This is a genomic window from Streptomyces globisporus C-1027 (genome assembly GCF_000261345.2).
Lineage (GTDB): Bacteria > Actinomycetota > Actinomycetes > Streptomycetales > Streptomycetaceae > Streptomyces > Streptomyces pakalii.
Genome location: NZ_CP013738.1, coordinates 3,120,214 through 3,143,436, shown reverse-complemented (window position 1 = coordinate 3,143,436; position 23,223 = coordinate 3,120,214). Strand labels below are relative to the sequence as shown.

19 protein-coding genes are annotated in these 23,223 nt (G+C 73.5%); 14 read left to right on the top strand and 5 right to left on the bottom strand.

The window, feature by feature from the left end:
* Window positions 1-114: 114 nt before the first annotated feature.
* The 7 genes from WQO_RS13475 (at window position 115) to WQO_RS13445 (ending at window position 10,578) form a co-directional block, all read left to right on the top strand.
* The gene (locus WQO_RS13475; protein WP_010059793.1) at window positions 115-1,701 is read left to right on the top strand and encodes a nitroreductase family protein; all 1,587 of its coding nucleotides are present in this window, start codon (window positions 115-117) and stop codon (window positions 1,699-1,701) included.
* 14 nt (window positions 1,702-1,715) lie between these two features.
* On the top strand, window positions 1,716-4,505 hold the full coding sequence (locus tag WQO_RS13470; RefSeq protein WP_010059796.1) for a lantibiotic dehydratase: 2,790 nt from the start codon (window positions 1,716-1,718) through the stop codon (window positions 4,503-4,505).
* On the top strand, window positions 4,502-5,566 hold the full coding sequence (locus tag WQO_RS13465) for a lantibiotic dehydratase C-terminal domain-containing protein (RefSeq protein WP_010059797.1): 1,065 nt from the start codon (window positions 4,502-4,504) through the stop codon (window positions 5,564-5,566). The genes WQO_RS13470 and WQO_RS13465 overlap by 4 nt, the downstream gene beginning before the upstream one ends.
* Entirely contained in the window at window positions 5,563-6,696 is a 1,134-nt protein-coding gene (locus tag WQO_RS13460; RefSeq protein WP_010059798.1) for a metalloprotease, read from the top strand. Before WQO_RS13465 ends, WQO_RS13460 begins: the two co-directional genes overlap by 4 nt.
* A 43-nt stretch (window positions 6,697-6,739) precedes the next feature.
* Window positions 6,740-7,702, top strand: coding sequence for an ABC transporter ATP-binding protein (locus WQO_RS13455; protein WP_010059799.1), 963 nt, complete (start codon window positions 6,740-6,742; stop codon window positions 7,700-7,702).
* A gap of 96 nt (window positions 7,703-7,798) precedes the next feature.
* The gene (locus WQO_RS13450) at window positions 7,799-8,554 is read left to right on the top strand and encodes an ABC transporter permease (RefSeq protein ID WP_010059800.1); all 756 of its coding nucleotides are present in this window, start codon (window positions 7,799-7,801) and stop codon (window positions 8,552-8,554) included.
* Entirely contained in the window at window positions 8,551-10,578 is a 2,028-nt protein-coding gene (locus tag WQO_RS13445; protein WP_010059802.1) for a TOMM precursor leader peptide-binding protein, read from the top strand. The genes WQO_RS13450 and WQO_RS13445 overlap by 4 nt, the downstream gene beginning before the upstream one ends.
* Before the next feature lie 77 nt (window positions 10,579-10,655).
* Here WQO_RS13445 and WQO_RS13440 read toward each other — a convergent pair whose 3' ends face one another.
* The gene (locus WQO_RS13440) at window positions 10,656-10,832 is read right to left on the bottom strand and encodes a thiazolylpeptide-type bacteriocin (RefSeq protein WP_010059803.1); all 177 of its coding nucleotides are present in this window, start codon (window positions 10,830-10,832) and stop codon (window positions 10,656-10,658) included.
* Window positions 10,833-11,016: 184 nt separating this feature from the next.
* On the opposite strand from WQO_RS13440, the gene WQO_RS13435 reads away from it, so the two are divergent.
* Window positions 11,017-12,417 carry an amidohydrolase gene (locus WQO_RS13435; protein WP_029182211.1) on the top strand — a complete coding sequence of 467 codons (1,401 nt, stop codon included), beginning with the start codon at window positions 11,017-11,019 and terminating at the stop codon, window positions 12,415-12,417.
* Window positions 12,414-12,701 (top strand): hypothetical protein, encoded by a 288-nt coding sequence (locus WQO_RS13430; protein ID WP_010059805.1) that lies wholly within the window; start codon window positions 12,414-12,416, stop codon window positions 12,699-12,701. The genes WQO_RS13435 and WQO_RS13430 overlap by 4 nt, the downstream gene beginning before the upstream one ends.
* Before the next feature lie 54 nt (window positions 12,702-12,755).
* Here the strand turns inward: WQO_RS13430 and WQO_RS13425 are convergent, their stop codons facing one another.
* A complete protein-coding gene (locus WQO_RS13425; protein ID WP_010059806.1) occupies window positions 12,756-13,763 on the bottom strand; it encodes a hypothetical protein in 1,008 nt (335 codons plus the stop codon).
* Window positions 13,764-14,173: 410 nt separating this feature from the next.
* Between WQO_RS13425 and mfd the strand changes: the two genes are divergently transcribed.
* Both mfd and WQO_RS13415 read left to right on the top strand, forming a co-directional pair.
* Window positions 14,174-17,707 carry a transcription-repair coupling factor gene (mfd, locus tag WQO_RS13420; RefSeq protein WP_010059807.1) on the top strand — a complete coding sequence of 1,178 codons (3,534 nt, stop codon included), beginning with the start codon at window positions 14,174-14,176 and terminating at the stop codon, window positions 17,705-17,707.
* Window positions 17,708-17,854: 147 nt separating this feature from the next.
* A complete protein-coding gene (locus WQO_RS13415; protein WP_029182212.1) occupies window positions 17,855-18,457 on the top strand; it encodes an SMI1/KNR4 family protein in 603 nt (200 codons plus the stop codon).
* A 59-nt stretch (window positions 18,458-18,516) separates the two neighbouring features.
* Here WQO_RS13415 and WQO_RS13410 read toward each other — a convergent pair whose 3' ends face one another.
* Entirely contained in the window at window positions 18,517-19,104 is a 588-nt protein-coding gene (locus tag WQO_RS13410; protein ID WP_010059810.1) for a TetR/AcrR family transcriptional regulator, read from the bottom strand.
* A 126-nt stretch (window positions 19,105-19,230) separates the two neighbouring features.
* Here WQO_RS13410 and WQO_RS13405 point away from each other — a divergent pair, with 126 nt between their 5' ends.
* A complete protein-coding gene (locus WQO_RS13405) occupies window positions 19,231-20,100 on the top strand; it encodes an SCO6745 family protein (RefSeq protein WP_010059812.1) in 870 nt (289 codons plus the stop codon).
* A 58-nt stretch (window positions 20,101-20,158) separates the two neighbouring features.
* On the opposite strand, the gene WQO_RS13400 is transcribed toward WQO_RS13405, so the two are convergent.
* On the bottom strand, window positions 20,159-21,151 hold the full coding sequence (locus WQO_RS13400; protein ID WP_029182213.1) for a zinc-binding dehydrogenase: 993 nt from the start codon (window positions 21,149-21,151) through the stop codon (window positions 20,159-20,161).
* Between the two features lie 61 nt (window positions 21,152-21,212).
* Here WQO_RS13400 and WQO_RS13395 point away from each other — a divergent pair, with 61 nt between their 5' ends.
* Window positions 21,213-21,521 (top strand): ArsR/SmtB family transcription factor, encoded by a 309-nt coding sequence (locus WQO_RS13395; protein WP_010059815.1) that lies wholly within the window; start codon window positions 21,213-21,215, stop codon window positions 21,519-21,521.
* 139 nt (window positions 21,522-21,660) lie between these two features.
* Entirely contained in the window at window positions 21,661-22,461 is an 801-nt protein-coding gene (locus tag WQO_RS13390) for an HNH endonuclease family protein (RefSeq protein WP_010059817.1), read from the top strand.
* Window positions 22,462-22,482: 21 nt separating this feature from the next.
* Here the strand turns inward: WQO_RS13390 and WQO_RS13385 are convergent, their stop codons facing one another.
* Entirely contained in the window at window positions 22,483-23,148 is a 666-nt protein-coding gene (locus WQO_RS13385) for a hypothetical protein (RefSeq protein WP_010059819.1), read from the bottom strand.
* Window positions 23,149-23,223: the final 75 nt, after the last annotated feature.

Sequence of the window (23,223 nt, the reverse complement as noted above, 5' to 3'; positions counted from 1 at the left end):
CCCGAGACGGATTCCCGAGGCGGACTCCCATGACGGATCCCCGTGACCGATTCCCTGACCGATCCCATGCCCGTTTCTTCCCTTCCCCCTCCTGCCGTGACCAAGGAGCCCGCCATGGGATACGCCCATGAATACGCCGCCGCGATCATGCACCGCGGCCGGGTCCCGATGGACCCCGCCGACTACGTACCGAACTGGCAGGACGGCCCGCGCAAGGCGAAGTACCACCCGGGCGCGGACGGCTTCCCGCTGCCCGACGCCCCCTATCCGGCCGGGGCGACGCTCGACCGGGGTCTGTTCCCCGAAGGGGCACCGGCGGAGAGTGAGTTCGACCTCGTGTCGCTCTCCGGCATGCTCCGCGACTCGTACGGTCTGACCGGCCGCCGCCTCGGCGTCCAGGCGAACACCGACCTGAACGCCCTGCCCTTCTATCCGCTGGCCAACTGGTCGCGCGGCTCCGCCTCCGGCGGCGGGCTCTACCCGGTCAGCATCCACTGGGTGTCCGGGCCGAGCGCCCCCGTACCGCCGGGGGTGCACTACTACTCCACCCGGCACCACACCATGCAACGGCTGCTCACGGGCGATGTCTCCGGACAGGTGCGCGAGGCCCTGGGCGACGGCGCGCCGGGTCCCGGGACCGACCAGTACCTGGTGCTCGGCATCAAGTACTGGCAGAACTCCTTCAAATACAACAGCTTCTCCTTCCACGCCGTCTCCATGGACCTCGGGGCCTGCGTCCAGACCTGGCGGATGTGGGCGGCCGCCCGGGGCCTGGCCGTCGAGCCGGCCCTCTGGTTCGACGAGGAACGCCTGGCCGCCCTGCTCGGCGTGGACCCGGCGCGGGAGGGGATCTTCGCCGTCGTTCCGCTCAAGTGGGCCGGTAGGCAGGTGGGTTCGGAACGGCCAGGCGTCTCCGCGCCCGTCTCCGTCCGGCGGGCGGACGCCGAGCGCTCCCGTACCGTCCTCACCTTCGACGCGTTGCTGCGCATGCAGGCGGCCACCTCGGCCGACGCCACCGCCCGCCCCGCCCCGGACGCCCTCCGGCCCGCCGCCGCCCACCCCGTCGACCCGGAACTCCCGGAGGCGGCGCTGCCGCCCGCCCGGCCCCTGGACGCCGACGTGCGCACCGCGCTGCGCGCCCGCCGCAGCAGCTTCGGCCGGTTCGACGCCCAGAAGCCGGTCACCGCGGACCAGTTGGCCGCCTGTCTGGCCGCCGCCTCGGCCGGGTCACGGCTCGGCGGCGACACCGGTGACGTCCGGCTGGCGCAGCTGTACGCGTTCGTGAACCATGTCGAGGGCGTCGAGCCCGGTTCGTACGTCTACGATCCCGGGCGGCGGAGCCTGCGACGGGTGAAGGAGGGGCGGCCGGGGGAGTTCCTCCAGCGGAACTACTTCCTCGCCAACTACAACCTGGAGCAGGCCGGGGCCGTTCTCGTGCCGACCGTCCGTACCACCGCCGTCCTCGACGCCGTCGGCGACCGGGGATACCGGCTGGTCAACGCCACCATCGGGGCTGTCGCCCAGTCCGTCTACACCGCCGCCGCGGCCGTGGAGCTCGGCTGCGGGGTCGCCCTCGGCTTCGACAACATCTCCTACATCGAGGAGCTGGGACTCGAAGGGGCGGGCGAGGCACCCCTGCTGATCATGATGATCGGCAACGAGCGCCCCGCCCCCGCCGACTTCCGCTACGAGATCGCCTGAGCCGGGGGACAACGATGACCGACACCGCGAACTCCCCAGCCCCCGCGCCCGCGTTCATGCTGCGCGTCGCGGGGCTCCCGGTCGACGAGGTCCGGGCCCTGCGCTGCCCCGACAGCCGCCGCTGGGCCGACGACGTCCTCGACACCACCGGACAGCTGGCCCTGCTCGCCGGGAAGGCCGCCGACCAGCTGCACGGGCTGATCGGCGGCAGCGACGACGAACCGCTGCGCCGCGCCCTGCTGAAGCTGCGCCGCGACGTCTTCAACAACCGGCTGCCGGACCCCGTCGCCGCCGAGGACGCCCTGACCCGGGTCCGCGCCCTCGACCCGGCCGCCGCCCGGGCCCTCGCCGACTGGCTGACCGGCCGGCGCGCCCTCGCCGAGCAGCGGGACGCGGGGGCCGCCCTGTTGGCGGACGAGACCGGTCGCACCCGCACCGAGCTGGCCCGGATCGCGGGTCACGAGCGGCTGCGCAAAGGGCTGCTGCTCGCCTCGCCGACCCTGGACGCCCAGCTCGACGCCTACCGGGAGAAGGCGTCCCGCCCCGGGGCGCGGCCGGATCGCAAACAGCGCAAGATCGAACGTTCGCTGCTCTCCTACGTCTACCGGACCGCGTGCAAGACCAGCCCCTTCTCCACCTTCACCGGTGTCGCCCCCGGCGTCCTCGGCGGCTCGGACGGCCTGCGTGTGCGGGTCGGGGAGGAGTGGCGGACGCAGGTCCGGCTGAACGTCGTGGCGCTCGGCCGGCTCGCCGACGCGGTGATCGCCGACCCGGTGCGCCGGGCCGATCTGCCGCTCGCCCTGGCCTCCGGCTGGGGCCGTGACGACGACCGGGTCCGCTACGTCCGGCGCTGGGTCACGGCGGGGGACGACGACACCGCCGTCACCTTCGACGCCGTGAAGGACCGGCTGTTCTTCCTGCGCCGCAGCGGCACCCTGGAACGGCTGCTCGGCCTGTTCGAGGAACGCGGCACGATCCGGTACGGCGAGCTGGCGGCCTGGCTGGAAGAGGACCGGGGAGCGGCGCGCGAGGAGTGCGAGCAGTACCTCGGGGCGCTCCTGGACGTCGGCATGGTCCAGGTGCCGTGTCTGCGGACCGAGGTCCACGACACCGACCCGCTCCGGGCCTTCCAGGCCGCGCTGCGTGGCCTGGACCGCCCCTGGGCCGGCCGGCTCGCGGACCGGCTGGAGGAGACCGCCGCCCACGCGGCCCGCTTCGCCGACGCGGCCCCGGACGAGCGGCGCGCCCTGCTGGCAGCCGTGCGGGCCGGGCTGCGGGAGGTGCAGGAGGAGGAGCTGGGGGTCGCGCGCGCGAAGGTCCCGCAGACGCTGCTGTACGAGGACGCGGCGGCGGGGCCGGGGCGAGCGGCGGACCGGGGCGCCCCGGCACTGGGCGACCCTGCCTCGGGGGGCCCGGCCTCGGGCGGCGCGCCGGGCGGCGTCGGCACAGGCGTCACCCTGGACCCCGACGCCTGGCGCGAGCTGGCCGCCGGGCCGCTGGCGGCCATCGAGCGGGTGCTGCCCGCCCTCGACCTCACCCTCCCGCAGCGGATTACCTTCCAGGGCTTCTTCCTGGCGCGTTACGGACGCGGGGGCCGCTGCGACGACCTGCTGAAGCTGGTCCACGACTTCCACGAGGACTTCTTCGACCAGTACATGACGTTCACCGCCTCCCGCACCCCGTACGACGCCGACGGCACCTACGTCCCGGAGGTCAACTGGCTCGGCCTGCCCCGGCTGCGCGCCCTCGACGCCGCGCGCCGCACCTTCACCGCCCGGATGTCCGCCCTGTGGGAGGCGGCGGAGCCGGGGGCGGCCGAGGTGTGGCTCGACGACGCGTTCCTGGACGCGGTCGCCGGCGAACTCGACATCCCCCCGGCCGACTTCGCCCCGATGAGCCACCACGTCCAGATCGCCGACCGCCCGGGCGACCCGCTCGTCGTCCTCAACCGGTCCTACGGCGGGGTGTCGTTCCCGTTCAGCCGGTTCACCCAGCTCTTCGACGGCCTCGGTGAACAGCTCCTCGCGCACACGGGAACGCTCGTGCCCGAAGGGGCCGTGCTCGCCGAGGTCACCGGCGGCCCGGTCACCAGCAACCTCAACCTGCACGGCAGGCTCACCCCGTACGAGATCGTCTGCCCCGGCGAACGCGGCACGCTGGAAGAGGAGTTCAGGATCGACCTGGACGACCTCCACCTCGTGCACGACCCCGAGGCCGACCGGCTCGCCCTGCGCTCGGCCCGCCTGGACCGCGAGGTGATCCCCGTCTACCTCGGCTACCTGGTCCCCCTCGCCCTGCCCGAACTGCCCCGCACCCTGCTCCTCCTCTCCCCGACCTCGATGGCCCCGCTCAACGTGTGGGCGGGCGTCCCCGAGGGCGAGCCGCGCGGCGGGGTCACCGGGCGGCCCCGGGTGCGGCACGGCTCGCTCGTCCTGAGCCGGCGCAGCTGGAGCGCCCCGGCCGCCGTCCTGCCGCTGCACCGGCCGGGCGCACCGGAGGACGGCTGGTTCCTGGACTGGCACGCCTTCCGGCGGGCCCACGGGCTGCCCGACCGGGTCTTCGCGACCGTGTCGGACACCGGTGCCCGGGGCGCGACCGGGGCCAAGCCGCAGTACCTCGACTTCGACAGCCCGCTGTCGCTGTCCGCCTTCGAGGCGCTGATCAAGTCCCCCGACGCACGGGTCGTGTTCCGGGAGATGCTGCCCGACGAGGACGCGCTGCCCACCGTCTCGGGCCGCGGCCGCCATGTCGCCGAACTGGCCGTGGAGACGGCCGTACCCGTCCACAGGAGGACCACCTCATGACACCGCTCACGACCGGAGCGACCGGAGCGACCGGAACGGCCGGAACGGCCGGCGCCTGGCAGGCCACCCACGTCTTCTACGCCGCCAACCCCCGCCCCTTCCTGCTGAACTGCGTCCGCCCGCTGGTCGCGGAGCTGGAGGCGGACGGCCTGCTCGCCGGGTACTTCTTCATCAACTACTGGTTGGAGGGCCCCCACGTCCGGCTGCGCCTGAAGCCGTCGACGACCGCCGCCGAGCCGGAGGTCGCCCGCCGCACCGAGCGGGCCGTGGACGCGTTTCTGGCCGAGCGGCCCGCGCTGTACGAGGTCGACTCCGGGTTCCTCAACGACTTCTACAACACCCTCTTCGAGATCGAGTTCCCCGGCAGCGAGCGCGGCCACTACACGGACGCGCAGGGCCGGATGAACCTGCGCCCCAACAACTCCCGCCACCGGGAGCCGTACGAGCCGGAGTTCGGGAAGTACGGCGGGCCCGCCGGGACCGAGCTGGCCGAGTGGCACTTCCGGCACTCCAGCGACCTGGTGATCGACGCCCTCGCCACCAAGAACCTCCACCTGCGCACCGTACTGCTCGGCACGGCGGCCCAGCTGATGATGGTGATGTCGTCCACTTTCCTGCCGGAACGGGCGGAGCTGGCCCAATACCTGGACGACTACTACACGTTCTGGCACCGGGCGTTCCCCGGCACCGGCTTCATCGGCACCGAGGAGTACGACACCAACTACGCCCGAACGGCGGACGGGCTGCGGGACCGGTTCGCGCGGGTGCGGGCCGCCACGGCACCGCCCGGGAGCGCCCGCTCGCTGCCCGGGTCCCTGGCGGACTGGGCCGAGCACTGCGCCGAACTGCGGGACCGGGCCCGGAAACTGGCCGTCGACGGGGACCTGGTGTTCCGGTCCTGGGACGGTGAGCGGGACGAGCGGGTCACCGACCCGGCGGTGGCGCTGCCCCTGCTGCTCTCCCCGTACATGCACATGACCAACAACCGGCTGCACGTCACCATCCGCGACGAGGCCTACCTCAGCCACGTCCTGGGCCGGGTCCTCAAGGAGACCCCGTGAGCGCGGCCCCCGAGGCGCTCGCCGCCTACCGCCCCGCGCTGCGGCCCCGCGTGCTGCTCAGCGATCCGCTGCTGGACGGGGCCGCGACCGTCCACCTGATCAAGGACGCCGAGACCGGGAACTCCTTCAAGGTCGGGGTCAAGGAGCACTTCCTCATCGCCCGTATGGACGGGGAGCGGAGCCTCGCGGAGATCGGCGAGGCGTACGCGGGGGAGTACGGGCGGCGGCTGGGCGACGCCCACTGGCAGCGGCTCCTGGCCCTGCTGGGCGCGAAGGGCCTGCTGGCCGGCGCCCCCGAGCCGAGGCCCGTCCCGCAGGCCACCACCCCCCAGGCCCCCACCTCCGCGCGGCCGGACAGGCGCACCCTCCTGCGCGGCTCCCTCCCCCTGGTGGCCGACGCCGACGCCACGACCGCCCGCCTCCACCGGGTCTTCGGCTTCCTGCTCGCGCCCGCGGCCCTGGTGCCGCTGCTGGCCCTCGTCCTCGCCATGGAGGCGGTGGTCGTCGCCCGGTCCGGCGAACTGCTGCTCGCGGTGCGGGGGTTGGTGGCCAACCCGGTCCTGCTGACCGGTACGGCGGTCCTGCTCTGGGTGAGCACCGCCCTCCATGAGCTGGCGCACGGCGTGGTGGCCCGGCACCACGGCGGGCGGGTCGCCGAGATCGGGCTGCGGTGGCGGCTGCCCGCCGTCATCATGTACTGCACGGTCGACGACTACCTCTACCTCGGCACCCGCCGGCACCGCATCGCCACGGCCGCCGCCGGTGCGGTGATGAACCTGGTCTTCCTGCTCCCGTTCTGCGCGCTGTGGCTGTTCGCCCCGCTCGACGACGCGACGCACGAGGCGTTCGCCGCCCTCCTGCTCCTCGGCAGCGTCCAGGCGTTCACCATGCTCGTGCCGCTGCCCCCGCTGGACGGCTACAGGATCGCGTGCCAGCTCGCCGGGGCCACCGGCCTCGCCGCCTCCGCGGGCGGCTACCTGCGGCTCGCCCTGCGCCGCTCCCCGGAAGCGGCCGCCTACCCGCGCCGGGCCCGGATCGCCTACCCCGTCTACGCCTCGGCCACGGTTCTCGTCCTGGCCACCGCCGTCGCGGTGGTCGTCGCGGGCGCCCACCACCTGCTGACCGCCTGAAGTGCCCGCCCCGGGCCCGCTGTTCCCCATCGAGGAGAGTCCCATGACGTCCACCGCCCCCCGCCCTCCGCAGGACCGCCCGGCAGGTCCGTCCGCCGGGCCCGCCGTCGCCCTGACCGAGGTCCGCAAGACGTACGGGGCCACCCGGGCCGTCGACGGGGTCTCGCTGACCGTCGAACGCGGGGAGTTCTTCGGGCTGCTCGGGCCCAACGGGGCGGGCAAGACGACCCTCGTCGAGATCATGGAGGGCCAGCGGCGGGCCGACTCCGGCACGGTGGCGGTCCTGGGGGAGAGCCCCTGGCCGCGCAACACCGCCCTGCTGCCCCGGCTCGGCGTGCAGACCCAGGCCTCCGCGTTCTTCGTCCGCCTGACCGCCCGCGAACACCTGGCCACCATGGCCGCCCTCTACCGGTGCGACCCGGCGGCCGCCGAGCGCACGCTCGCCTCCGTCGGCCTCACCGAGCAGGGCGACACCCGGGTCGACGACCTCTCCGGCGGCCAGCGGCAGCGGCTCGCCATCGCCTCCGCCCTGGTCCACGAACCCGAACTGATCTTCCTGGACGAGCCGACCGCCGCCCTCGACCCGCAGGCCCGCCGCTCGCTCTGGCAGGTCCTGCGCGACCTCAAGGGCCAGGGCCGCACCATCGTCTACACCACCCACCACCTGGACGAGGCCGAGGCGCTCTGCGACCGGGTCGCCATCATGGTCGCGGGCAGGGTCGCCGCGCTGGACAGCCCCGGCCGGCTGATCGCCGCCGCCACCCCGACCACCCGGCTGCTGGTCCCGGCCGGCCGCCTCACCCCCGAACAGGCCCGTGCCATCGCGGATGTGGACCGGGTGACCGAGGAAGGCGGCTCGCTCGTGCTGGAGACCCTCGCCGCGGGCCGGGTCCTGGCAGCCGTCGACGCGATCACGGGGCTCCAGGGCGTACAGACCAGGACGGCGAGCCTGGAGGACGTGTACCTGGAGCTCACCGGCACCGGCACCGGCGCCCCACAGCCGTAACCCCCGGAAGATCCGCACCCCGGAAGCTCCGGCCCCCGGAAGACCCGCCCCATCCACGCGCATCGATCCAGCGATCCAGCGATACGGAGACACCCCATGAGCGCCTACACCGCGCTGAGCCAGGCCGGGTACCGGGCCTACACCCGCGACCGCACCACCCTCTTCTTCACCTTCGCCTTCCCGCTGATCTTCCTCGTCGTCTTCGGGCTGATCTTCCACGGCCAGACCGTCGAGGAGAGCGGCAAGCCCTACATCAACTACATCGCGCCCGGTGTGCTGTCCTGGGGCGTCGCCAACGCCGCCGTCTTCGGCGTCGGGTTCGTCCTCATGCAGTGGCGGCGCGACGACATCCTCCGGCTGATCCGGATGACGCCCACCCCGGTCTCCGCCGTCCTCGCCTCCCGTTACGTCCTGGCCCTGGCCATCGGGGCCGTCCAGGCGGCCCTCTTCGTCGCCGTGGCCCTGCTGCCGTCCTTCGGTCTTGAGCTGGACGGCCGCTGGCCGCTCGTCCTGCCCGTGCTGGTGCTCGGCATCACCGCGTTCCTCGCGCTCGGCGTCATCGTCGGCAGCTATGCGAAGACCCCCGAAGCGGTCGCCGCCGTCGCCAACTGCCTGATGATTCCCATGGCGTTCCTGTCCGGCTCGTTCTTCCCGCTGGACGCCATGCCCGGCTGGATGCAGACCCTCTCCCGGATCCTTCCCCTGCGCTACCTCAACGACGGGGTCTCCGGCGCGCTGACCGGCGGCGGCTCCCCGGCCGACATCGGCGTCGCGTGCGCCGTCCTCGCCGGATTCGCCCTCGTCCTCGGCGCGGTGGCGCTGAAGACCTTCCGCTGGAGCGACAAGTCATGACGACGGCCACCGCCCCGGCCCCGCTGGACGCGGCGCGCGCCCGGCTCCAGTCCGCGCTGTCGGCACGCCACGCGGAGGTGCCCGGTGAGGGCGGCCCGCCCGCGCCGTACGTGGTCCCCCTCGGGGCCGCCGACGTCCTCGGCTTCGGCCACCCGGACCCGTACGCGGGCACCCGGCCCGCCGCCACCGTGCAGCTGACCTCCCGGGCCGTCCTGATCGGCCCCTGGGGCGGCGCGCCCGATACCGCCGTCTGCGGTCAGTGCCTGGCGATGCGCTGGCAGCGGCTGCGCAGCCGCTCGGAGCGGGAGGCCCTGGAACTGGGGTACGAGCCGCAGGGGGCCGTGGACTGGCCGGTGCTCACGGAGTACGCGGTGGACGCGGTGTGGGCGACGTACAGCGCGGTCTTCACGGGCCTGCGCAGCGGGCCGGGGCTACCCGGCCCCGAGGGCCCCGTCGGCTCTGCCCCCTCCGCCGGCCCCGAGGCACCCACGTGCCCCGAGGGCTCCGCCGCCACCCCCGCCGACCGGGCGCTTCCCCAGGTCACCCGGGTCGACCTGGTCACCCTCGCCACGGCCACCTTCCCGCTGCTGCCCGAACCCCTGTGCCCCGCCTGCGTCCACGAGGTCCCGGACACGGCGGAGGCCGCCCGTATGACCCTGGCCTCCGCCCCCAAGCCGGACCCCGGCACGTACCGCCTGCGCACGCTCGACTCCTACCCGCTGCCGACCGCCGCCCTCGCCAACCCGGTCTGCGGCGCGCTCGGTTCCGACGTCTGGATCAACCCCACGTCCACCACCACCGCCCCGGTCGCCGGAACCCACTTCGTGCGCGGCTACGCCGGTCTCAACGACGTCACGTGGAGCGGCCAGGCCAACCGGTACGCCACCAGCCGCACCCTCGCCCACCTGGAGGGCCTTGAGCGGTACGCGGGCACCCACCGCCGACGCGGCACGACCCCGGTCGTCGACAGCTACCGCAACCTCACCGGCCAGGCCCTGAACCCGGCCGACTGCGGCTTCTACACCCCGCAGACGTACGCCACCGACCCCCTGGTCAGCCCCTTCGACCCGGACCGGCCGATCCCGTGGGTCTGGGGCCACTCCCTGCGCGCCGACGCTCCCATCCTCGTCCCGGCCCGGCTCGCCCACTACAGCGCGGGTGTCGACGCGGACAACTTCGTCTTCGAATGCTCCAACGGCTGCGCCACCGGCGGCAGCCTGGAGGAGGCGATCCTCTTCGGCCTCCTCGAACTCGTCGAACGGGACGCCTTCCTCCTCGCCTGGTACGGCCGGGCGCGCCTCACCGGGATCGACCTCACCGGCGCGACCACCCCCGCCGTCCGCTCGATGCTCGACCGGGCGGCCCTGCACGGCTACGACGTGCACGCCTTCGACACCCGGATGGATCTGGCGGTCCCCGTCGTCACCGCCCTCGCGGTCCGCAGGGACGGCGGCCCCGGCACGCTGTCCTTCAGCGCGGCGGCCGGCTTCGACCCGGCGGACACGGTGGAGGCGGCCCTGTCCGAAGTGCTCACCTACATCCCGCACCTGCCCTACCAGGTGGCCGAACGCCGGTCCGAACTGGAGGAGATGGAAAGGGACTTCACCAAGGTCCGGCATCTCAAGGACCACGCCCAGCTCTACGGGCTGCCGTCGATGGCCCGGCACGCCGCCGAGTACCTGGATCCGGTCGCCGTGCTCCCGCTGACGGAGGTGTTCGCCGACTGGGAGCCGCTGCGCCCCCGCACCGGCGATCTGCTGGACGATCTGCGGCTGCTGCGGGACCGGTTGACGGGGGCGGGGTACGACGTCATCGCCGTCGACCAGACCACGCCGGAGCAGCACCGGATGGGCCTGCACACCGTCTCCACCGTCGTCCCCGGGCTGCTGCCGCTGGACTTCGGCTGGAGCAGACAGCGGGCTTTGCACATGCCCCGGCTGCGGACCGCGCCGCGGGCGGCGGGCCGGCGGGCCGACGACCTGCCGGAGGCGGAGATCAAGGCCGTCCCGCACCCGTTCCCGTGACCGGCCCGCGCACCACGTACGACAGCCCCCTCCGACCGACGGAGGGGGCCGGCGCACGGGCGGGCCGAGCAGCGGTCTCAGGCGCTGCAGGAGGTGGTGCTGGTGGTGCTGGAGCAGGTCGACGTCGAGGAACACGACGTGGAACCGGCGAGGACGACCTCGGAGGCGTCGGAGTAGTCCGAGATCTCGAAGGTCTCCGACTCCAGCTCCAGGATCTCGTCGGCGAGGGTGGCGAGTTCGGTCTTGGGGGTCATGGCGGTCTCCCTGGTCCCGTGGGGGTCCGGCCGGCCGATCCGGTCCGGTGCCCGGGTGCTGGACCCATTGCAGGGGCGGCCGCTGTCAGATCGGCCGCGGTTTCGCTGTCACATCGCTGACATCCGGTGACAGGGCGACGGCGCGGCACGTGACAGCCGTACGGAGCAGGCTCGTTGAGCAGAGATGAGGTGCGCGGTGGTCACAGCGGCGGGAGCGACGGAGAACGCGGACGACGACAGGCACGGGGACGGGCGCGCGGGGAACGGAACGGCGTCGGGCGACGGCCGCACGGCGGGTGGAAGGGATGCGGCCGGGACCCCGGTGAGCACGGCCCCCGCGTCCGGGCCCCTGCCGCGCCCCCTGCTCCGCTCCGCCGTCGAGCTCTACCTCGACCTGCACGCCCACCCCGAACTCTCCGGCCACGAACACCGCACCGCCGACCGCCTCGCCGCCCGGCTCGCGGAACACGGCTGTACGGTCACCCGGTCCGTGGGCGGCGGCCACGGACTCGTCGGGGTCCTGCGCAACGGCCCCGGCCCCACCGTGCTGCTGCGCACCGAACTCGACGCGCTGCCCGTCACCGAGGCCACCGGACTCCCCTACGCCAGCACCGTGCCCGGCGTCATGCACGCCTGCGGCCACGACCTGCACATCGCTGCGGTCACCGGCGCGGTGGAGCTCCTCGCCGCCTCCCGGGACGGCTGGCGGGGCACCGTCCTCGTCGTCGGGCAGCCCGAGGAGGAGACGCTGAGCGGAGCCCGGTCCCTGCTGGAGGACGGCAGGCTGTACGAGCGGTTCGGCGTCCCCGACGCGGTCCTCGCCCAGCACGCCGTCCCGCTCCCCGCCGGGACCCTCGCCCACGCACCGGCCGACGGGCCGCCCCTGATGGCGGGCAGCATCGCCGTCGAGGCGGTCCTGCACGGCCGGGGAGGGCACGCGGCCACCCCGCACCTCAACCTCGACCCGGTCCTGATGGCCGCCGCCACCGTGCTGCGGCTGCGCACCGTGGTGGCCGAGGAGACCGTGCCCGCCGAACAGGCCGTGCTCACCGTGGGCTCGGTACGGGCCGGCGAGCGCGGCAACATCACCCCCGACCACGCCGAACTCTCCCTCACCATCCGGGCGTTCACGGAACCGGCGCTCGACCGGCTGGTGGCCGCCGCCGAACGGGCCGTCCGGGCCGAGGCCGCCGCCTCCGGAGCCCCACGCCCACCCGCGTTCACCGTCACCGCCCGCTCGCCCGCCCTGTGCCCCGACCCGGCGCTCACGGCCCGGGTGCGCCGGGTCCACGAGGCGCTCCTGGGCCCCGCCCGGGTGCTGGACCTCGCCGGGTCGGCGGCCACCGAGGACTTCCCGCACTTCGCGGCGGGCGGGGTCCCGGCCGCGTACTGGATGCTCGGGACCACCGGAGCCGGCCCCTGGCGGGCGGCCCGCGCCGGAGGTGAGCCCGTACCGCCCAACCACGCACCCGGCTTCGCCCCCGACGTCAGGGCCGCCCTGCCCGTCGGCATCACCGCCCTGGCGACGGCGGCCCGGCAGGTGCTGGAGCGGGCGGCCGCCGGGGGCCGGGGGACGGCGTCATGACGGCTCGCCGGACCGCCCGGACCGCCCGGACGACCCGGGCCGGGGTCACCGACGTCGTCGTCGTACGCCACGACCGCGCGGCCCCGACCGGGTGGACCACCGTCGTACGGCTGCTGGGACTGCTCCCGGGGCACTGGGCCTGCCACCCCGAGGTGGGGCAGGACCGGGTGGTGCTGCGGTTCGAGCTGGCCGGGGCGACGGACGCGTCGGCGGTGCGGCGGGCGGTGTCCCGCGTCCTGGCGGACACGGCCCTGCGCGGCTGGGCGGAGGAGCCGCAGGCGTAGGGGGTGTCCAGCCGATCAGGGGCCGGGCCCACCGGGCCCAGGAGCCCCCGGCGGTCAGATCCAGCCGCGTTCGCGGGCCAGCAGCGCGGCCTGCGCCCGGCTCGCCGCGCCGAGCGTCTGCATCAGGTCGGCGACATGCCGCCGGTAGGTCCGCACCGACACCCCCAGCTCCCGCGCGCCCGCCTCGTCCTTGCCCACCGTGCACATCGACACCAGCACGCGGCGCTCGATGCCGGAGGGCCGGGGGGCGGCCGCGCCCTCACCGCTCTCCGCGCCGCCGACGGCCCGGGACAGGTCGTCGGCCTGGTCCCAGATCCGTTCGAACAGGGAGATGATGTTGGAGACCAGGCCGCTGCGATGGGCCAGGAGCGCACCCCGCGCGGTGTCGCGCGGGTCCAGCGGGACGAGCGCCGCCCGGCGGTCGTAGACGAGCAGCCGCTCCGTGGTGTCCGGCGTCACCCGGATCGCCGCCCCGTGCTCGGCCAGCTCCCGCAGATAGGCGGCGGTCGGCGGGTCCTGGAGCGCCGTGCTGGAGACGACGTTGCGGATCCGCACCCCGCGCCGCAGGCAGCGCAGGTCCAGCGGGCGGGACCGGGCGATGTTCTCCGCCGACAGCCGGGCGTACGGCTCCACGGACAGGATCTCGTCCCGGGCGAAGAACGCGAGGTCGTCGATCCGGTTACGGATCTGGGCGAGCCCCTCCAGCTGCTCGATGCCCTGCGGATGGGGTGAACGGGCCCCCTGCTCCGCGCGTAGACCATCAATGACGTGCCGCGACCGGGTGACGCGCTGCAGCTCCTGATGGAGCGCGGCCAGCCGGACGTCCACCAGCCGGGCGAGCGCCACCTCGGGGTCCGCCGGGAAGATCCGCCGCTCCGCGTCCTCGGTGTGCAGCAGCCCCAGCTTCTGGAGCCGGGCGATCCGGGCCCGGGTCTCGCCCGGCCGGGAGTGCAGCAGGAGGTGGAGGTCGTCGGTGCGGGTTCCGGGGTTGCGCAGGAAGTGCCGGTAGATCTCTTCCTCGGCCTCCGGGACCCCGAAGACAGACATCTCGTTCTCGCCCACGTACGCCCCCGATGGCTGATGCCGCGGGGCCGTGCACCGAGGGGGACCGCCCCGCGCCGCCCGCCCCGGGCCGCTGCTCGCTCCACCCGTGCTCGGTACTGCCTGTGTGACGCTCTCGGAACACCCTGATGTGCAAGGGTCGGGCAAAGACTAGACGCTGCGCTCACTCCTGTGAGGATCCCCGGCACAACTGTGTGCGATACGGAGATGAACGGTGCGCGACCGTCGACGAGCGGCGGGCCCGGCACGACGGGCGGCCGGGGCCTCCCGGCCGGTTGCGGGCGCGGCTGTCACCCCCGGGTCGTAACCTGGAACCCCCGGCGCGTCCCACGTGTCGGGTCCTTCGCGTTGCCCGGCCGGCAGCCGGCAACGACCGAGCCACCGCTGATCTGATCCCGGACGGAAACTTCATGAGCCTGCACGGTCTGCTGGATGTCGTCGTTACGGACCCGGCGCTCGCCGAGGCGGTGAAGGCCGCCGGGGACGGGCACCGGGCCCATGTCGACCTGGTCGGCCCGCCCGGCGCGCGCCCGTTCGCCCTGGCCGCGCTGGCCCGGCAGACCGGCCGGACCGTGCTGGCCGTCACCGCCACGGGCCGCGAGGCCGAGGACCTGGCCGCGGCCCTGCGCACGCTGCTGCCGCCGGACAGGGTCGCGGAGTACCCCTCGTGGGAGACCCTGCCGCACGAGCGGCTCTCGCCCCGCTCGGACACCGTGGGCCGCCGCCTCGCCGTGCTGCGCCGCCTGGCGCACCCCCGCGCGGACGACCCGGAGACCGGCCCGGTCTCGGTCGTCGTCGCCCCGATCCGCTCCGTGCTCCAGCCGCAGGTCAAGGGGCTCGGCGACCTGGAGCCGGTGAGCCTTTCGGGCGGACAGAGCGCGGACCTGGGGGAGGTGGTGGACGCGCTGGCGGCCGCCGCGTACTCCCGGGTGGAACTGGTCGAGAAGCGCGGTGAGTTCGCCGTACGCGGCGGGATCCTGGACGTCTTCCCGCCGACCGAGGAGCACCCCCTCCGGGTGGAGTTCTGGGGCGACGAGGTCGAGGAGATCCGCTACTTCAAGATCGCCGACCAGCGGTCGCTGGAGGTCGCCGCGCACGGGCTGTGGGCCCCGCCCTGCCGCGAGCTGCTGCTGACCGACCAGGTCCGCGAGCGGGCCGCCGCGCTCGCCGAGGCCCACCCGGAGCTGGGCGAACTGCTCGGCAAGATCGCGGAGGGCATCGCGGTCGAGGGCATGGAGTCGCTGGCCCCGGTCCTCGTCGACGACATGGAGCTGCTGCTCGACGTCCTGCCGAAGGACGCGATGACGATCGTCTGCGACCCGGAGCGGGTGCGGACGCGGGCGGCCGACCTGGTCGCCACCAGCCAGGAGTTCCTCCAGGCGTCGTGGGCGGCGAGCGCGGGCGGCGGCGAGGCCCCGATCGACGTGGGCGCGGCCTCCCTGTGGGGCATCGCGGACGTCCGGGACCGGGCCCGCGAGCTGGGCATGATGTGGTGGACGGTCTCGCCGTTCGCGGCCGACGCCGCCGACCACGACGACGACACCCTCCAGCTCTCCATGCACGCCCCCGAGGCGTACCGGGGCGACACCGCCCGGGCGCTCGCCGACACCAAGGGCTGGCTGGCCGACGGCTGGCGCACGGTGTACGTCACGGAGGGCCAGGGGCTCGCCTCCCGTACGGTCGAGGTGCTGAGCGGCGAGGGCATCCCGGCCCGCCTCGACGCGGACCTGACGGAGATCACCCCGTCCCTGGTCCACGTCTCCTGCGGGGCGATCGAGCAGGGCTTCGTCGACCCGGCGCTGAAGCTGGCGGTGCTCACCGAGACCGACCTGACCGGCCAGCGCACGGCCACCAAGGACCTGGGCCGGATGCCGGCCCGCCGCAGGAAGACGATCGACCCGCTGACGCTGGAGGTCGGCGACTACATCGTCCACGAGCAGCACGGTGTCGGCCGGTACGTGGAGATGGTGCAGCGCACGGTCCAGGGCGCGACCCGCGAGTATCTGCTCGTCGAGTACGCCCCGGCCAAGCGGGGCCAGCCCGGCGACCGCCTCTACATCCCGACCGACCAGCTGGAGCAGGTCACCAAGTACGTCGGCGGCGAGGCCCCGACGCTGCACCGGCTCGGCGGCGCGGACTGGACGAAGACGAAGCAGCGGGCGAAGAAGGCGGTCAAGGAGATCGCCGCCGACCTGATCAAGCTGTACAGCGCGCGCATGGCGGCCCCCGGCCACGCCTTCGGCGCGGACACCCCGTGGCAGCGGGAGCTGGAGGACGCCTTCCCGTACGCGGAGACGCCCGACCAGCTCTCCACGATCGCCGAGGTCAAGGAGGACATGGAGAAGACGGTCCCGATGGACCGGCTGATCTGCGGCGACGTCGGCTACGGCAAGACGGAGATCGCGGTCCGGGCGGCGTTCAAGGCGGTCCAGGACGGCAAGCAGGTGGCGGTCCTGGTCCCCACGACGCTCCTCGTCCAGCAGCACTACGGCACGTTCACCGAGCGGTACTCCCAATTCCCGGTCAACGTCCGCGCCCTGAGCCGCTTCCAGTCGGAATCAGAATCCAAGGCAACCCTGGAAGGCCTGAAGGACGGCGCGGTCGACCTGGTCATCGGCACGCACCGCCTGTTCTCCTCCGAGACGAAGTTCAAGGACCTCGGCCTGGTCATCGTGGACGAGGAGCAGCGGTTCGGCGTCGAGCACAAGGAGCAGCTGAAGAAGCTCCGCGCCAACGTCGACGTCCTCACGATGTCCGCGACGCCCATTCCCCGTACGCTCGAAATGGCGGTCACCGGCATCCGCGAGATGTCCACGATCACCACCCCGCCGGAGGAGCGCCACCCGGTCCTCACCTTCGTCGGCCCGTACGAGGAGAAGCAGATCGGCGCGGCGATCCGCCGTGAACTGCTGCGCGAGGGGCAGGTCTTCTACATCCACAACCGGGTCGAGTCCATCGACCGGGCGGCCGCCCGCCTCCGCGAGATCGTCCCCGAGGCGCGCATCGCGACAGCACACGGCCAGATGTCCGAACAGGCCCTGGAACAGGTGGTGGTGGATTTCTGGGAGAAGAAGTTCGACGTCCTGGTCTCCACGACGATCGTCGAGTCCGGCATCGACATCTCCAACGCCAACACCCTGATCGTGGAGCGCGGCGACAACTTCGGCCTCTCCCAACTCCACCAGCTGCGCGGCCGGGTGGGCCGGGGCCGCGACCGTGGCTACGCCTACTTCCTCTACCCGCCCGAGAAGCCCCTGACCGAGACGGCCCACGAGCGCCTGGCCACGATCGCCCAGCACACGGAGATGGGCGCGGGCATGTACGTGGCGATGAAGGACCTGGAGATCCGCGGCGCGGGCAACCTGCTCGGCGGCGAGCAGTCCGGCCACATCGCGGGCGTCGGCTTCGACCTGTACGTCCGCATGGTCGGCGAGGCCGTCGCCGACTACCGGGCCCAGATGGAGGGCGGCGAGCAGGAGGAGCCCCCGCTGGAGGTCAAGATCGAGCTCCCGGTCGACGCGCACGTCCCGCACGACTACGCCCCCGGCGAGCGCCTGCGCCTCCAGGCGTACCGCGCGATCGCCTCGGCCTCCTCGGAGGACGACATCCGCGCGGTCCGCGAGGAACTCACCGACCGCTACGGCCCGTTGCCCGAACCGGTCGAGAACCTCCTCCTGGTGGCGGGCCTGCGCATGCTGGCCCGCGCCTGCGGAGTCGGCGAGGTCGTCCTCCAGGGCTCCAACATCCGCTTCGCCCCGGTGGAACTGCGCGAGTCCCAGGAACTGCGCCTGAAGCGCCTGCACCCCAAGACGGTCATCAAGCCGGCCGCCCACCAGATCCTGGTCCCGCGCCCGACGACGGGCAAGATCGGCGGCAAGCCGGTCATCGGCCGCGAACTGCTGGCGTGGACGGGGGAGTTCCTGACGACGATCCTGGGGTCGTAGGTCCCAGGAGCTCTGCGAACGGCCGAGCCCCGGGGGCCTAAGCTCCCCAGGGCTCGCGAACGACCGGGCCCCGCCGGGTTTGCTCACCCGGCGGGGCCCGATGTGCCCCGGCCGCAGGTACGGGACGCCGCCTCTCCCCTGTCCTGGATGATGACCGGCATGAACACGGAAACCTGCGCCCCGTCGGAGGCGGCCGCCCTCCGCGAGATCTTCGCGTCCCACGCCGATGCGGCACCGCCGGCCGGTTGGGAGGCGGTGCGGTCGTTCGAGGCGCAACACGGCATCGTGCTCCCGGAGCCGTACCGCACCTGCGTGGCGGAGATCAGCGACGGACTGCGCGCGGGACCGCCCGACTACGGTCTGCTGCCCCTGGCGCAAGCGCCCTCGGACTGGGGTGATGGCCGCGCCGAGCGCCTGCTCGCCCAGCCTTTTCCGCTCACGGAGACATGGCAGTGGGAAGGGGGAGAGGAAGAGGACGCGGGCGGGGAGGAGCTGTCGGACGAGGAGTTCGACACCCGGGTGGAAGCGGTGTACGACCACGGCTCCCTGCTGCTGGGTACGGACGGTTGCGGCATGTACTGGCACCTGATCACCACGGGCCCGCAACGCGGTCACGTCTGGCTGATCGATGAGTTCGGCGCGATACCGTTCGGCACCCGGCCGGGCACGCTCGTGATGCCGGGCACGCCCGGTTTCGCGGGATGGGTGGCCCGCTGGGCCGAGGGCCGTTCCTGGTTCGCGGACGCCTAGGCCGCGGAAGCTCGTTCCTCGCTCAGGAAACGCCAGCGGGGCAGCCTGGGCCGTGCCTGTCAGCGGCCGCGATCGTCCTCCGGCGCGAAGACCAACGCGGTGAGCGACCGGAACGCCTCCTCCGGGTCCCGGCCCTCCATCGCGTCCGCCAGGTTGCCGGTGAGCAGCAGCGTCGCGAAGCCGTGGGCCAGCGACCACGCGGCCACCCCTGTGAGCCGGTCGTCCTCCCCCCGGCCGGCCGGGGGGAGGCCCGCCACGCCGGAGCGCAACGCCTCGGTCGCCCGGGCGCGGGCGGCCAGCAGGTCCGGGTCGTCGGCGCGGTGCAGGTCCGGCTGGAACATCACCTGGAAGTGCGCGGGGTGCGTCGCCGCGAACCGTACGTACGCCACGCCCCGCTCCCGTAGATCCGGCGCCCCGGCCAGCGCGTCGGCGAACAGGGCGTACCCCTCGGCGGCCACGGCGGTCAGCAGGCCCGTGCGGTCCTTGAAGTGGTGCGCGGGCGCGGCGTGCGAGACGCCGGCCCGGCGGGCCAGGTCGCGCAGGCTCAGGGCGGCGGGGCCCTCGGTCGCGATGACGTCGAGGGCGGCGGTCAGGATGGCGCGCCGCAGATCGCCGTGGTGGTAGGTGCGCTCACGTTCGCTGGTCATGGGCAGCACCCTACCCGGCATCTAGGCATTGACAAGTTCCGGCGGTGCGGACCATGCTGGAGGTTAGATCTAGGCATTGGCTAGATGTGTGATTCCCGTCCGGGGAGTCCGGGAGAGGCGGAGATCATGACCGGAGAACCGGCGCGCGTGCGGCAGATGTGGCACCTCATGGAGCCCCTGCACGCCGTCCTGTACTACGCCCCCGCGGCCTTCGAGGAGGCCGCCGCGCTGGGGTACGACACCGAGGAGCGCTGGGCGAGCTACTTCGCCTGGCGGGCGGCTCCGCTGGGGGCGGCGGGCGCGGACGAGGTGGTGCGGACGTTCCACAGCTTCGCCCCGAGGGTGGTGAACCGCCATGTCCCGGCCGGCTGGGCGGTCGCCGACCCGGACGCCGTGCTCGCGGCCCGGCTGCGGGCGGTCGACCGGACCTACCGGGCGCTGTTCGGCGACCGGGTGGAGGGGGCGGGATTCGCCGAGGCCGCCGCCCTGGCCCGCCGTGCGGCGGAGGCGGCGGCCCCAGGGGTCCCCGGTGGCCTCGGAGTGGCCAATTCCGCCCTGCCCTGGCCCGACGCCCCGCACTTGACGCTCTGGCAGGCGGCGACCGTCCTGCGTGAACACCGGGGCGACGGGCACATCGCCGCCCTGACCGGAGCCGGCCTCGACCCGGTCGAGTCGCTGGTCTCCTTCGCGGCGGTCGGCGCGGCCCCCGCCGAGGTGTTCGCGAGCCGGGGGTGGGGCGCGGAGGAGTGGGGCGCTGCCCGGCTGCGGCTCCAGGAGCGCGGGTTGCTGGCGGCGGACGGCGCGGCCACGGACGCGGGACGCGAGCTCCGCGCGAAGGTGGAGCTGCGCACCGACGAGGAGGCCGCCGCGCCCTGGCGGGCGTTGGGGGCGCCGGGGCGCGAGCGGCTGGTGGAGCTGCTGGGGGAGCCGTGGCTGGAGGCCGTCGGTTCGGGGCTGCTGCCGTCCGAGAACACCCTCGGCATCGGGAAGGTGTGACCCGCGTCCCGTAAAGGGCGAGCCCCCCGAGGCCGGGGGAGGGGGGCTCGGGCGTGGCTCATCCGAGCTCGGGCCCGACGGCGATGGCGATCTTGCCGCGGGGGCGTCGGCGGCCCTCGCCGGCGGAACCGCCCTCCAGCAGCGTGTGCGCCTCCGCGATGTCGGCCAGCGGGAGCACCGCACCGATGTCCGGCCGGAGTTCGCCCCGGTCGATCAGCCGGCTGAGGGCGTCGAGCTTCGCCCGGCCGGGGCTGACGAAGAGGAAGTGGTAGGTCGCGTTCACCCCCCACGCGGCGAGCAGGTTCTGTGGCTCGGGGGTGTCCACGATGGACACCACGCGGCCCCGGTCGGCGAGGACCTCCGGGCTGCGGGTGAGGGTGTCCCTGCCCACCGTGTCCAGCACGACGTTCACCCCACCCAGCTCACGGACCCGCGGAACATAGTCACCGGCCGAGAAGTCGATCACGGTGTCGGCTCCCAGACCGGTGACGAACTCGTGGTCCTTCGCCCGCGCGGTGGTCACCACCTCCGCGCCCAGCGCGTGGGCGACCTGGATGGCGGCCGAGCCGACCCCACCCGCTCCGCCGTGCACCAGGACCCGTTCCCCGGCCTGCACCCCGGCTCGTTCCACCAGCGCCTCCCACGCCGTCACGCCCACGAGCGCGAGACCGGCGGCCTCGACGTGCGACAGCCCCTCGGGCTTGCGGGCGACCAGGGCCTGGTCGACCACGTGGAACTCGGCGTACGTCCCCTGCCCGGCGAACACCGGCGCCAGATACCAGACCTCGTCGCCCGGCCGGAAGTCGTCCGCCCCGGGGCCGGCCCCGACGACTACGCCAGACACGTCGTTGCCGATCACCGCCGGCAGAGCCACCTCGTCGCGGTAGTCGCCACGCCGGGTCTGCAGGTCGAGAGGGTTCACGGACGTGGCCTGCACACGCACCAGCACCTGGCCGGGGCCCGGAGCGGGCCTCGGCAGCTCCCGGGCGGCGAACGTGGTGTCCGCGTCGCCGAAGTGGACGAGTTCCATCACACGCATCGAAGTCGACATGCCGCAACAGTATATCGTCATATCGCGAATTGCCAATATGTGATTGGGTTACGATCGCCTGGTGTTCTCGGAGACGGAGTTGCTGGCGGTGTTCCGGGCCCTGTCCAACCCGGCCCGCCGCCAGATGCTGGTGTGGCTCAAGGACCCGATGAGCTTCCCGGGGCAGGAGCCCGCCGACGTCGAGATCGGCGTCTGCGTGAGCGACATCCAGCAGCGTGCGGGGCTCGGACAGTCGACCACCTCGCAGTACCTGGCGACACTGCGGCAGGCGGGGCTGGTGGTCGCCACGCGGCGGGGCAAGTGGACCTACTACCGCCGCGACGAGGCGAACATCGCCCGTCTCCTGGAGACCCTGGGCGACGTGTTCTAGAGGCCTTGCAGGAGACGTGTTCCGGAGACCTTGCAGTCGACGTGTTCCAGAGGCCTTGCAGTCATGGAAGCCACTCCGACGGGGAAGGCGCCCATAGGATCCTCAGCGCCCGCTCCCCTCACCTTCAGGACGGCTCCCCGTGACAGCTCCCCGTACGCACCGCCGCCGTACGCACCGAGCAGCGGCCCTGCCCGCCGTCGGCGCCCTCGTCGTGCTCGCCCTGGCGGGCTGCGACCCCGACGAGCTCTCCGCCGACGGCGGTGGCACGAGCGGCGGGACCAACGGCGGCGCGCAGTCCGCCGAGGGCTTCGGCGCCAGCCCGCTCGACAACCCGGACGGTACGAAGCCGGGCCTGGCGCCCCTCACCAGCGACACCGACCGGGCCGCCGCCCGGCAGCTCATCGAGAAGGTGGCCACCAAGGGGCGCGGCCCGAAGACCGGCTACGAGCGGGACAAGTTCGGCTACGCCTGGAAGGACGGCGTCGACGGCATCCCGCTCGCCCGCAACGGCTGCGACACCCGCAACGACCTGCTCGCCCGCGACGGCAAGGGCATCGAGCACAAGGCGGGCTCCGACTGCGTCGTCATGGCGATGACGCTCCAGGACCCCTACACCGGCGAGACCATCGACTGGCGCAAACAGCAGGCGACCAAGGTGCAGATCGACCATGTGATGCCGCTGTCCTACAACTGGCAGATGGGCGCCGCCCGCTGGAACGAGTCCAAGCGCGAGCAGATCGCCAACGACCCGCTCAACCTGATCCCGGTGGACGGCCCCGCCAACAACGCCAAGCGTGACTCCGGCCCCGCCTCCTGGCTGCCGCCGTACAAGCCGGTCCGCTGCTCCTACGCGGTGCGGTTCGCCCAGGTCTCGCTGAAATACGAACTCCCGGTCACGACGGCCGACAAGCGGGCCATGCTCACCCAGTGCGGCGGCTGAGCGGGCCCCGGAAGCGCCCGATCAGACCTTGCCGCCGCAGATGACGTCGTACGGACGGCCCATCGCCATCATCAGCTCCATCGGCTCCGTGGTCGCCGCCGGGCACTCCGCCTTCTCCTTGACGAGGCCGAGGACCTTGAAGTCGTTCGCCCCGGCCGAGGCGCAGGCGATCTCCTTGGCCGTCACCGAGATGCAGTCGCCCTCGACGAGCTGGCCGCCGCCGGCGCCCGCGTCGCCGGGGTGGTCGCCCGTCAGGTTCCGGCCGCAGACGGTGTTGGTCGGGATGCCGCCGCCCTTCTTGTCGTCGCCGGAGCCGAAGACCCGGGAGACCTGGATGATCAGGTCCGTTCCGGCCGGGCACTGGATCGCGTTGGGCAGGAAGCTCGCGTCCTCGATCTTCAGGGCCTTGAAGGTCGCGCCCGCCTCGTCGCAGTCGAAGGCGCGGTAGCCGTCCGGCTTGTTCTCCGGGTCCGGGCCCCCGCAGTCACCGATCGCCCACGATCCGCCCTTGCCGTCCGAGGCGGACGAGGAGGACGACGAGGACGACCCCTTCGACTTCGGCGACTCGTCACCGAAGATCTTGGACGCGCCGTAGCCCAGGCCGAGGATCACCGCGAGCACCAGCAGGCTCTGCAGGCATCCGGCGCCTCTCCGGGGGCGGTTCGGCGTACTGCCGGGCTGGGTCATGGTTCTGCTCCTCGACGGGGCCTCGACGGGTGACGCCCGGGTGGCGCGCGGGGTGGAAAGTCACGGGTGGGGACG

Coding starts and splice junctions, on each gene's coding strand:
- WQO_RS13450 (WP_010059800.1), top strand. CDS start 7,799: ATGAGCGCCTACACCGCGCTGAGCCAGGCCGGGTACCGGGCCTACACC.
- WQO_RS13465 (WP_010059797.1), top strand. CDS start 4,502: ATGACACCGCTCACGACCGGAGCGACCGGAGCGACCGGAACGGCCGGA.
- WQO_RS13385 (WP_010059819.1), bottom strand. CDS start 23,148: ATGACCCAGCCCGGCAGTACGCCGAACCGCCCCCGGAGAGGCGCCGGA.
- WQO_RS13405 (WP_010059812.1), top strand. CDS start 19,231: ATGACCGGAGAACCGGCGCGCGTGCGGCAGATGTGGCACCTCATGGAG.
- WQO_RS13470 (WP_010059796.1), top strand. CDS start 1,716: ATGACCGACACCGCGAACTCCCCAGCCCCCGCGCCCGCGTTCATGCTG.
- WQO_RS13455 (WP_010059799.1), top strand. CDS start 6,740: ATGACGTCCACCGCCCCCCGCCCTCCGCAGGACCGCCCGGCAGGTCCG.
- WQO_RS13415 (WP_029182212.1), top strand. CDS start 17,855: ATGATGACCGGCATGAACACGGAAACCTGCGCCCCGTCGGAGGCGGCC.
- mfd (WP_010059807.1), top strand. CDS start 14,174: ATGAGCCTGCACGGTCTGCTGGATGTCGTCGTTACGGACCCGGCGCTC.
- WQO_RS13410 (WP_010059810.1), bottom strand. CDS start 19,104: ATGACCAGCGAACGTGAGCGCACCTACCACCACGGCGATCTGCGGCGC.
- WQO_RS13430 (WP_010059805.1), top strand. CDS start 12,414: ATGACGGCTCGCCGGACCGCCCGGACCGCCCGGACGACCCGGGCCGGG.
- WQO_RS13400 (WP_029182213.1), bottom strand. CDS start 21,151: ATGTCGACTTCGATGCGTGTGATGGAACTCGTCCACTTCGGCGACGCG.
- WQO_RS13440 (WP_010059803.1), bottom strand. CDS start 10,832: ATGACCCCCAAGACCGAACTCGCCACCCTCGCCGACGAGATCCTGGAG.
- WQO_RS13435 (WP_029182211.1), top strand. CDS start 11,017: ATGAGGTGCGCGGTGGTCACAGCGGCGGGAGCGACGGAGAACGCGGAC.
- WQO_RS13475 (WP_010059793.1), top strand. CDS start 115: ATGGGATACGCCCATGAATACGCCGCCGCGATCATGCACCGCGGCCGG.
- WQO_RS13445 (WP_010059802.1), top strand. CDS start 8,551: ATGACGACGGCCACCGCCCCGGCCCCGCTGGACGCGGCGCGCGCCCGG.